Consider the following 9,443-nt stretch of genomic DNA (forward strand, 5'->3'; position numbering starts at 1 on the left):
TCTACCCAACCTTTTACTGTATCTACTGCCTCACGAATAGGACTTACAATTGCTTCTTTGGCTGCATTAAATTTTTCACTAGCTGCATTTTTAATTGAATTGAACTTGTCCACTGCAGTGTTATACATGGATGAAAATTTTTCAACGACTGAATTATACGCTGATGAAATCGGGTCAATAATATTTTGCTTCACGGAATTCCAAGCTGACAACGTTGCTGATTTTATAGATTCATATTTTTGACTAAGCCAATTTACTAAATCGTTAAATTTTTCTTTACACCAGTTATACGCTTCTAGAACTGGTTGTATAATATACTGCTTAAATAAATTCCAAGCTGCCAGTGTAATAGACTTTGCAAATTCCCATTTTTCATTTAACCAGTTTACTAGATCACCGATTTTTTCTTTACACCAGTTGTAGGCTTCCACAATCGGATCAATAATATATTTACTTATTAAAGCCCATGCAATTTGCGTACCAGCTTGAATAAGTAACCAGCCTGCCTGTAGAACAGTTGAAATCAAAGAAATAATAGGATCTAAGACTGTTAGAATCGTATTCCAAGTATCAGACCAGACTTGTGTCAGTGTTCCCCACAATTGCGATGCTGTTTCGACAAGATTCGACCACCAAGAGGACGCTGTTTCAACAATTCCAGACCACAAATCACTGAAAAATTGACCTATTGGATCAAAAAATGAATGACACATTTCTAAAAATGAAGACCAGGCATTTGAAAAATACTCAACTGTTGCAGACCAACCATCACTGCAAGCTTGAACTAAATTCCCCCACAATTCACCAAACCAAGATGAAAATTGAGACCATTTTTCAGAAAGCCAATCGGTTATCGCGCCCCAGTTTTTTATCAACATTATTATTCCTGTGATTGCTAGTGAAACTGCCAAAATAGTAGCTACAACTGGTAAAAAGGCAAGATTTAACGCACCAAAAGAAACAGCTAGAGCTGCTACAATTGGAGTTAAAATAATAAATGCAGTACTCAATGCACCAATAACTATAAGGAGCGTTTGATCTGCATCAGATAATTTACTAAACCAGTCCATCACGGATTTAATTCCATTAACTAACGGAGGTAACACATCTTTTGCTAATTCAGCAAGTTTCTTTCCGAGTGGTTCGAGGGCAGCTTTAGTTTCTCTTAGAGCACTTTGGAACTGTTGTCCGAGTGATTCTTCTTGAAGTTTTTTCATTTCTTCCATACGTCCCTTTGTATCACCAAGACCGCCGTTAACATCAGTTAGACCTAAAACGGCTTTTGCTCCCATGTCTTCCCATCGAGTAGCAAACAAGCCAACCCCAATTTGATTTTGCTTTACCTTGTCATCCATGCTTCCTAAATCGCTTATTACAGCTTTGAACACATCAGCGGCGGTTGCTTTACCATCATTAAAAGATTGCCAAACTGCTTGTGTTTCTTCGGAAAGCCCGGCAAACGCTTCTGCTGTACCTTTTGATCCGTCTTGCACTTTCTTTCCAAATTCAGCTACAGTATCGTTAATATAATCTAAATTGTAAGCTCCATCACGAGTTCCGTTTGCAAGTATTGTAAACATTTCTTCCGCCGAAAACCCCGCTTGCTTGAATAACGGTGCGTATTCGCTCAAGTTATCAAATAGTTCATCCGAATAATTTAGCCCCTCTTGTGCGCCTGCTGCTAATAAATCAAATGTTTCTTGTGTAGATAGACCAAATTGAGACATTAATTGACCAGCACCACGGGTTGCTTCACTTACATCGACATCGTATACCTTCGCTAATGTTAATACATCCTCTGATGCCATTTGCAATTCTTCATGTGGAACATCACGCATATTTTGATAGACTTTTATAAGTGCCTGGTCTACTTCCTCAAGGTTTTCCCCAAACCCCTTTTTCCAAGTGTCTACGGCTATCTTTTGAAGATTTTCAGCACCTTTTTCTGTTAAACCCAAACTTGATTGGATTTTCCGTTGAGAACTATCAAAATCCATCGCCGTTTCCATAGTAGACTTACCGAATTCAATAAGCTTTTCAGACATACCTTGTAGTACTTCACTAGCTTCCATAAGATTGTTTAAATCCATTTTCTTATTAAGCTGTTCCATACCGTCAGATGCTTGTTGTCCACCCCTACCAACACTCTCAAGTGAATTTTCAAATTGTCTTAGTGTCGTTTTTGCTTGATTTAACTTCGTTTCAAGCTGTTGAACTTCCACAGAGTTCTCACCATACACACGCTTAGCCGCACTTAGTTGTTGTTCCAAGTTATTAACGACTCTATCAGTTAGTTCCATTTGCTGACGTAATTGCATTTGCGCTAATTCTAGCTTTTGCGATTCACTAGCATTTGCACCTAATTCAGCATTTTGGAGTCTAAAAGAACTTGCTAAATTCTTTTGTTCAGCCTCTAACTTCTTAGAATTCTCTTGTAAATCAAGCAAATTCCCACGTGCTTCCCTAGCTTCAATCGCTTGATCTGAAAGACCTTCATTAACTCTTTTCATTGCATTATTAAGAGAAGTTTCAGCACGTTCCGCATCAAGCAATTTCCCATACATTTTATTAAGCTGCTCAGCTGTTGTATTTGTATCTCTAGACATCGCTTGATATTCGGATCTTAACATTTCCGTTCTCTTTTTAGCGGCTTCCATTTGTATTTCAAGTTTTTTCTTTTCAACAATAAGTTTATCTGTTGCTGTTGCATCTTGACCCATTGCGGCAATATGATTTTTATATTCTTTTGCCGCGTTATTCATAACCATGTTGATTTCTTTCAACGTCTGAGCGTATTGTACTTGACCATCCATTTTGAAATTAAGAACAACATTCCTTTGCTTATCTGCCATTTTCTCACCTCACTTTTTTAATAGAATGGTGTCTGATCTAGCGTATGGATTTGCTTTGGTTTGTCCTCATTCAATGCATCTGGATTATTGTATTTAAGATGCATAATGTACTGTTTCAAAAAATGATTAGGTGTGATTTTCCAAAAATCGTCCATGCTTAAACCAAGTAACGTATTACCAACATAAAAATAAAAATCCCAGTCCAATTCGGACTGAGACTCTTCATTTTTAGTCAGTATATTTTTTACTTTTTTTCCTGCTTCAACTTCTCCATATCAGAATGTTGGAAGTTTTGCCCGTTAAAAATTTGGAACACTACTTGGAAGATATCAGGTAGATCATAAAGTGGTATCGCATTTTTAACTTCAGTAGGTGTACATTCAGTACCTCCACTTCGCACCATTGCATAAATTAAAGAACGCATCAATTTAGCTTCTTTTTCACCCAAGGAGAAACTACCTTTTTCCAACGTTTCATTCATTTCTTTTTCAAACTCATGATATGACTTCCCATATGCTTCTTCCACATAAGGGAATGATTCGAACGTAAAAATAACAGGGATTTTAACACCTTGTATCTTAATTGTATTTACATTTATATTAACGTTAACTAAATCACTTAATCGTGCCATGTTATCACTCCTTATTTACCTGTCGTTCCGCCTAATGCTGCTAACTGAGATTCATCACAAATAACTTGTTTTATAAAATCTTCCACTGTTACACCTGCAGCGTTTGCTGCTCCTGTATCTAATTCAGCCATCGTATTATCATTGAATAACAATGGATCAGCTGTAATTTTGTATTCAATGTCATCCACTGTCATTTCTTCGTTTTGTGTTTTCAAAGATTCTTCAATTGGTTCAACAGTACATTTTGGATACCAACGCGCAAGTTTTGTTCCATCATTAAGCGGGAAAATCACACCAACTGCAAATACTGGATATGATGTTGGTTTTGCATTTTCAAATGAAACACCTTTTGTACGCTTTTTGTTAAACATTTTATCTTTAACCTCGCGGTTCAAGCCAGCAAGTTTAAATGCTAGTCCAAAAGCTGTATTCTTTGTTACATTGATAATTTTTTTGTTAGATGCCCACTTGGTAAAATTGTTTTTTGTTGATGAAATCCCTAACTCGGTAATGTTTGTTTGTGCATACACATCATCTTCATACTTCGGAAGCGCATCTACTGTGTCATCACCATTCATAAAACAAATGTATAAATCTTCAATACCAACTGTATATTGAATTTCCTTCTGTTGTTTTGGCATTTTTTAACCCTCCATTTTATCTATTATTCTTTCAGCCATGATATCGGCTATTTTGTCGCCTTCACCATCAAAAGTGTTTTGTACAAAGTGCAAACCTTTAACGCGTCCTCTACCATTCGCCTTTTTGTGACCATGTTCAGCTAAATACCAATACCAAGCCTTGTCCTCAAATTCCACAGAAACATGATCATTTTTCACAACGACTTTTAAACTATTTTTCAAATGTGTTTGTTTATTTTTATTCGAAAGCTTAATATGCTTTTTTAATTCATTTGCAAAAAATTTAGCTGCCTCTTCTAATACATTCATTTCCACTTGCTTATTAACTCTAAGCAATGTATTAATATCTTCTAAAGCTTCAGCAAAACCATTATTATTACTAGCCATTAATACACCTCACATACGTTATAAATTGTGTTATGGTGTCGTCATTCTCATCGTAAGGCATTCCATCAAACTGAGCATAAGAAACGCCAGCATCATTAAAAACAGCCTTTAATGGCTCGTAATCTTCCTCAGTTCCATCTGTAATAACCGCAATTTGATAGAGTGGCATATCATTTAAAACCTTATTAGAAGCTCTCTTATGCTGTTCATTCACAAATTCATACACAATGTAAGGATATTTTGCTGTGGTAGGTGCTTCATCACGGTAAACTTGCAAACCAGATTCTTTCATGATTGTCCGCAACTGTTGAAAATTAATTTGCATATGATAATGACACCTCCATCACACGATCATGCTCACGGACATAAATCCGTTCAATGTTGTAAATCTTATCAAGAATTTTAATTCGATACTCTTTTTGATTTTCTTCAATCGCTCGATCTATACGAACTTCAATTTTCTTTACAATTTCATTCGTATCTTTCGTTGTAAACTTGTCCATTGAAGTAACACCAATATTGTTGTAACGTATTTTTCTTTCAAATGGATAACCCATTACAACACGGTCTGTATTTGGATCAATCGTTTCACCAAGTTTTAATAAATCAGCTGCCCACTTAAGATTATTCGTCTGTCTCTTCAGCATCGTACACCTCCTGAATAAAGAACGGTGTCAGCGCATCAAGTGCCTGTTCTAATTCTTTTTCCGCCACACGATATTCATACATAATGCCAGCAACCATAATCACTAAGTATTCGGTCTGTGAGCTAGTCGCACCCTGAACATATTTTTGTGCTGCTGTTAAATAAAAAGAGAGCATGGAATCATCCATACCCTCTTCCCAATGAATATGACTCTTTAATTTCTCAATTAAATCATTCATACATTAAGCACCTGGTTTCTTTTCACCAATTTCATAGCGGTAAACGGCTGGTTCAAATGGTGAATAGATTAATTGACCATCTAATAAGTTGTAGATTTGGAAACCAACTTTATTCAAACCACTGAACTTCTCAAGTAATTTTTGTAATTCCATTGCTCCAATAACATCTTGAATATGGAATGCCTTGATATCACCAAAATAGAATACTGGTTTAGTTGGATCATTACCGTTTGCTGCATCCGTAAAATCTAAATTATGACCAAGTAATTTGTAACCAACACCATTTGGTGCTTCATAGAGTAATGGTTTACCTGTTGTATCAGTCATACCTTCTAATACGGTTAATGCTGCACGGTTTACAATCCACATAGATTTTTTCAATACTTCTGTAACTGGTTGTCCTTTTAATTTAACTAATTGTTGGTATAACTTTTGTGAGTAACCAGCTGCATTAATATCAATTACCTCTGATTCATAATATTTCACAGCTTTTTTAGCTAATGCGCCAGGATTTTCATTTCCAGTATCATTACCGTTAAACATATAGTTTGTTTCTTTACGCACATATGCTTTTTTCAGTTCATCAATTACAATTTGCTCAATTGGAGCACCTGTCATTTTTAATAATTTCTTCGTTACAGTTGCAAGTGCATCAAATTCTGCTGGACTTAACAGAATTTCATCAAATTCAATTCCTGTTTCCACGATTTCATCATTAGCCCCACGTTCTTTTTTACGTACATTTGCATCCGCCTTTTTAACTAAAACAGGATATTTTACATTACCTGCAGTTTTAACAACTGTTCCATATTTACGTAATAAGTTTTCTTCCTGTGCATATGTGATAATTTCACTCGCAATGACTTCTGGAATTGTTACCGAGCCATTTCCGGCTTCAATACCAAGTGAACGAGCTTCAGCTTCAGTAATTTTACCCACTACAAAGTTAGCAAACGCTGAACGAATTTCTTTTTCTTTTGTTTTTGTAGATTTATGACTACGAGTTGAAAGACCTGTTGCAATTTGTGTCATTACTGCATTACGCTGTTCGGCTGAAAGACCTGATGAACGTCGACCTTCGCCACCCTCATCTCCTTCATCACCAGAACGACCTTCTCCGTTCCCTGTGCCAGTATCTCCTTCACCAGTAGATGAATCTCCACTGCCATCACCTTCTCCGGATCCGTCTCCACCTTCATTCATATTTGCTAAAGTATCTGCAATTTCTTGTAATTGGTCAGTGAGTTCCTGTACTTCTTGTTGTACAGTTGCTAAATCTTCAGCGCGGACTTCATTGTTTTCTAATTGTCCACGTAATTCTGTTAAACGTGCATTATTGCGTTGTTGTAAAGCTAATAATAATTTTTTATTCATTATCCAAGCACCTCTTTTATTTGATTTAAAATTTTAATTCGTTGTTCTACTTCTTTGTCGATTTCTTTACTTCGTAGTGATACCTCGGTATCCTCATAAGCTGGAATACTTACTACTGACACCTCGTACAATTCAACTTCCTGAATCGTTCTTAATGCGGGTTCAACATTGTAATCCCATTCTTCTTTAGTTGCATGAAATCCAAATGAGCACTGATTTATGTCTTTTCTTCGCATAGATTCAACTAAATCACGTGCAACCGATGTATTTGGCAAGTCAACTTCAAATTTCAAACCGCGTTCATCTTCAAATAACCGCAACGTTCCACTTTTAGTTCTGCCTAACACATTGTTCCAATCATGATTAAACAGAGCACGAATATCATTGTTTTCAGAGATTGCACGACTAAATGCACCTGGTGCAATTGTTTCTGTGAACCAGTCGCCAATGCTTGTTGGCGAATTAAAAACAGCTGCGTAACCACTAATCATATTACTTTCTGTATCAGTTGCATCACGCGTTTGAAGACCGGTGATTTCAAATGTCCTCATTTCCTTTTTGTTTGGCATTTCCATCACCTCCCTTCAAGCTATCGTCTGTAGCATTTTTCTCACCAATTTTCGATAAATCATTAGAAATATAGATTGCTTGTGATTCAGGTGTATTCTGTTTAGGGAACCCAAGCATTTCAGCAACATTGTCTGGACTTGTAATTCCTGTACGCACAATGTTGTAACCAATATTTGTCTTTGTACTGTAAGTAACAAAATCAAGAATGTTAATCTTAAATTTGATACGTTTGTCCGAATTTCGGCCGAAAAAAAGAAGACTCAAATGGTCTTCAAAATTTTTCATTATTGGACGTACAGCTTTGTTATGTAGATACATCATCGCTTTTTCTAAATCGGACTGGATTAGCTTTGTATATGTGTCCACATTTATGCCCAGGAACTTACCCAAATCCTTCTTGTATACATTTAGGTATGCTAGTGTCTTATCATCCTCTATAGGGCTTTTGAGCGTTTCAATCTCATAACCTTTACCCAGGGGAATCATTTTTACAGACCGCGATTCATCAATCGATTCTAATTGATCTAAAATAGCTTTAATTAACATAGACTGTGCGCCATTTTTAGGATTGATATGAGCATCCATTTTCAACATAAAGGCTAGTAAACCGCCTTTTTTATATTTATCAGTCAAAACTTTTTCAGCTGACATTACACCTTCAAGCGTATCTTTACCAAGCTGCATTAATCCAACGCCACGTAAGTGATCCGAACCAACGTTTTTCACATGACGAATCATGAATGACGGTATTTCTTCGCCACCAACTTTAAAATGTTCAATCAATCTATCATCCAATTCAGTATAAACGTTAGATGCTAGATGTAATTGATCTTTGTCCAGGACTGGAAAAACCTCACCTTGTAAAAGATAAGTGTTTGTCATTAACTTAATAAATTCAGATTGTGTAAGGTAGTTGTTAGGATTCTTCAAAACGTTAAGAGCCAAATCATTCTTAATTTCCTTGCCCTCTTTATCTTCTACAATAATTTCAGCTAACATCATTTGATTACTAATGTCCTGGAGCAATTCATAAACATCAGAAGACTCCAAAATGTTATCGTCCGTGACATAACGACCACCATACCGAATTGTATTTGAAAAAATATCTGCAAACCAACCGCGCTTCTCCATCTGCTTATACACGAAATTAGAAAACCGATCTCGTAAACCCAAATTCTCACCTTCTTTCTATCTATAAATTTCACTAATCAAGTCATCCATGCCCTCTTCTGTAATACTATCCATAACCATCATTGTTTCTTTATGAGCAACTAAAAAAGCAACAAATCCATCAATCTTCTTTTTGGACTGTCGCTTACTTGGGGCTTTCATTCCGTTAATATTTGTAACTACCACAACATTTAGAGCACAATATATAAACAATGGATTATCAGTAACTAAACGTTTTTCATAAATAAGTATTTCCGAATCATCAATCATTGCATTCATAACGTTTGGATACTGATTTACTGCAATACATTCAAGTCCAAGATTTTCTAACTTCTCAATCAGCTTTTGTGACATTGCTGGGTCATAATTTATTTGCTGAACATCGTATAAATCCATACATTCCACGATATATTCCATGACTTGATCCTGGTCTATCATTTTTCCATCACAAAAAGTGACAAACCCACGCTCTACCAAATCAGTGTACGGAACGTTATCTTCTTTTTCTCTAAACTCAATATTGTCATTTGGAATAAAGTACATCTGTTTTACTTTTAATATCGATGTGCCTTCATCATCCTGACTAGGGAAATTAAGTGATACACAAGTTAAATCCGTTGTTTTCGATAAATCCAGCCCAAGATAACAAACTTCACCTGTAAGATCACCTAGATCATCCACAAGAACATGTTGCACTTGATCTTGTTCGAAGTAATTATCTGCACCGTTTACGAAAACATTTAAGTGCTTTGACAAGAACTCGGCTTTTGAATGTGCAGACTGTTTCGCTTTCTTAAATTCAGTTTCAAGTTGCTCCATTGTGACAGAAACACCAATGTTCGGGTTAACCATTTCCCATACTTTACGGTCTTCCCAATCAAAATTTTTATTAGGTTCCCAAATCGCAACGAATAACGAATCATCATCATCATT

Annotated in this window: 12 protein-coding genes; all 12 read right to left on the reverse strand. The window is 36.0% G+C overall.

Annotated features, from left to right (window positions below; all coding sequences use genetic code 11):
• Nucleotides 1–2,852: phage tail tape measure protein (locus ACIGHG_RS25315; protein ID WP_396551204.1), on the reverse strand; the 2,852-nt coding region annotated here is incomplete at its 3' end.
• Nucleotides 2,853–2,869: 17 nt separating this feature from the next.
• Complete coding sequence (locus ACIGHG_RS25320; RefSeq protein ID WP_272187215.1) at nucleotides 2,870–3,058, reverse strand: hypothetical protein; 189 nt, start codon at nucleotides 3,056–3,058, stop codon at nucleotides 2,870–2,872.
• A 38-nt stretch (nucleotides 3,059–3,096) separates the two neighbouring features.
• Complete coding sequence (locus tag ACIGHG_RS25325; RefSeq protein WP_396551206.1) at nucleotides 3,097–3,483, reverse strand: hypothetical protein; 387 nt, start codon at nucleotides 3,481–3,483, stop codon at nucleotides 3,097–3,099.
• Between the two features lie 11 nt (nucleotides 3,484–3,494).
• Nucleotides 3,495–4,124 carry a major tail protein gene (locus ACIGHG_RS25330; RefSeq protein WP_396551208.1) on the reverse strand — a complete coding sequence of 210 codons (630 nt, stop codon included), beginning with the start codon at nucleotides 4,122–4,124 and terminating at the stop codon, nucleotides 3,495–3,497.
• A 3-nt stretch (nucleotides 4,125–4,127) separates the two neighbouring features.
• Nucleotides 4,128–4,511, reverse strand: coding sequence for an HK97 gp10 family phage protein (locus ACIGHG_RS25335; RefSeq protein WP_396551209.1), 384 nt, complete (start codon nucleotides 4,509–4,511; stop codon nucleotides 4,128–4,130).
• Nucleotides 4,504–4,836, reverse strand: a complete 333-nt coding sequence (locus ACIGHG_RS25340) for a hypothetical protein (RefSeq protein WP_396551211.1) — start codon at nucleotides 4,834–4,836, stop codon at nucleotides 4,504–4,506. The genes ACIGHG_RS25335 and ACIGHG_RS25340 overlap by 8 nt, the downstream gene beginning before the upstream one ends.
• Nucleotides 4,826–5,158 carry a hypothetical protein gene (locus ACIGHG_RS25345; RefSeq protein WP_396551213.1) on the reverse strand — a complete coding sequence of 111 codons (333 nt, stop codon included), beginning with the start codon at nucleotides 5,156–5,158 and terminating at the stop codon, nucleotides 4,826–4,828. Before ACIGHG_RS25345 ends, ACIGHG_RS25340 begins: the two co-directional genes overlap by 11 nt.
• Entirely contained in the window at nucleotides 5,136–5,396 is a 261-nt protein-coding gene (locus ACIGHG_RS25350) for a head-tail connector protein (protein ID WP_396551215.1), read from the reverse strand. The genes ACIGHG_RS25345 and ACIGHG_RS25350 overlap by 23 nt, the downstream gene beginning before the upstream one ends.
• A 3-nt stretch (nucleotides 5,397–5,399) precedes the next feature.
• Nucleotides 5,400–6,770 carry a phage major capsid protein gene (locus tag ACIGHG_RS25355; protein ID WP_396551216.1) on the reverse strand — a complete coding sequence of 457 codons (1,371 nt, stop codon included), beginning with the start codon at nucleotides 6,768–6,770 and terminating at the stop codon, nucleotides 5,400–5,402.
• Nucleotides 6,770–7,339 (reverse strand): HK97 family phage prohead protease, encoded by a 570-nt coding sequence (locus ACIGHG_RS25360; protein WP_396551218.1) that lies wholly within the window; start codon nucleotides 7,337–7,339, stop codon nucleotides 6,770–6,772. The genes ACIGHG_RS25355 and ACIGHG_RS25360 overlap by 1 nt, the downstream gene beginning before the upstream one ends.
• On the reverse strand, nucleotides 7,308–8,513 hold the full coding sequence (locus tag ACIGHG_RS25365) for a phage portal protein (protein ID WP_396551220.1): 1,206 nt from the start codon (nucleotides 8,511–8,513) through the stop codon (nucleotides 7,308–7,310). The genes ACIGHG_RS25360 and ACIGHG_RS25365 overlap by 32 nt, the downstream gene beginning before the upstream one ends.
• Before the next feature lie 15 nt (nucleotides 8,514–8,528).
• Nucleotides 8,529–9,443: terminase TerL endonuclease subunit (locus ACIGHG_RS25370; RefSeq protein ID WP_396551222.1), on the reverse strand; the 915-nt coding region annotated here is incomplete at its 5' end.

The sequence above is a fragment of the Bacillus sp. NPDC077411 genome (genome assembly GCF_044543425.1).
GTDB lineage: Bacteria > Bacillota > Bacilli > Bacillales > Bacillaceae_G > Bacillus_A > Bacillus_A bruguierae.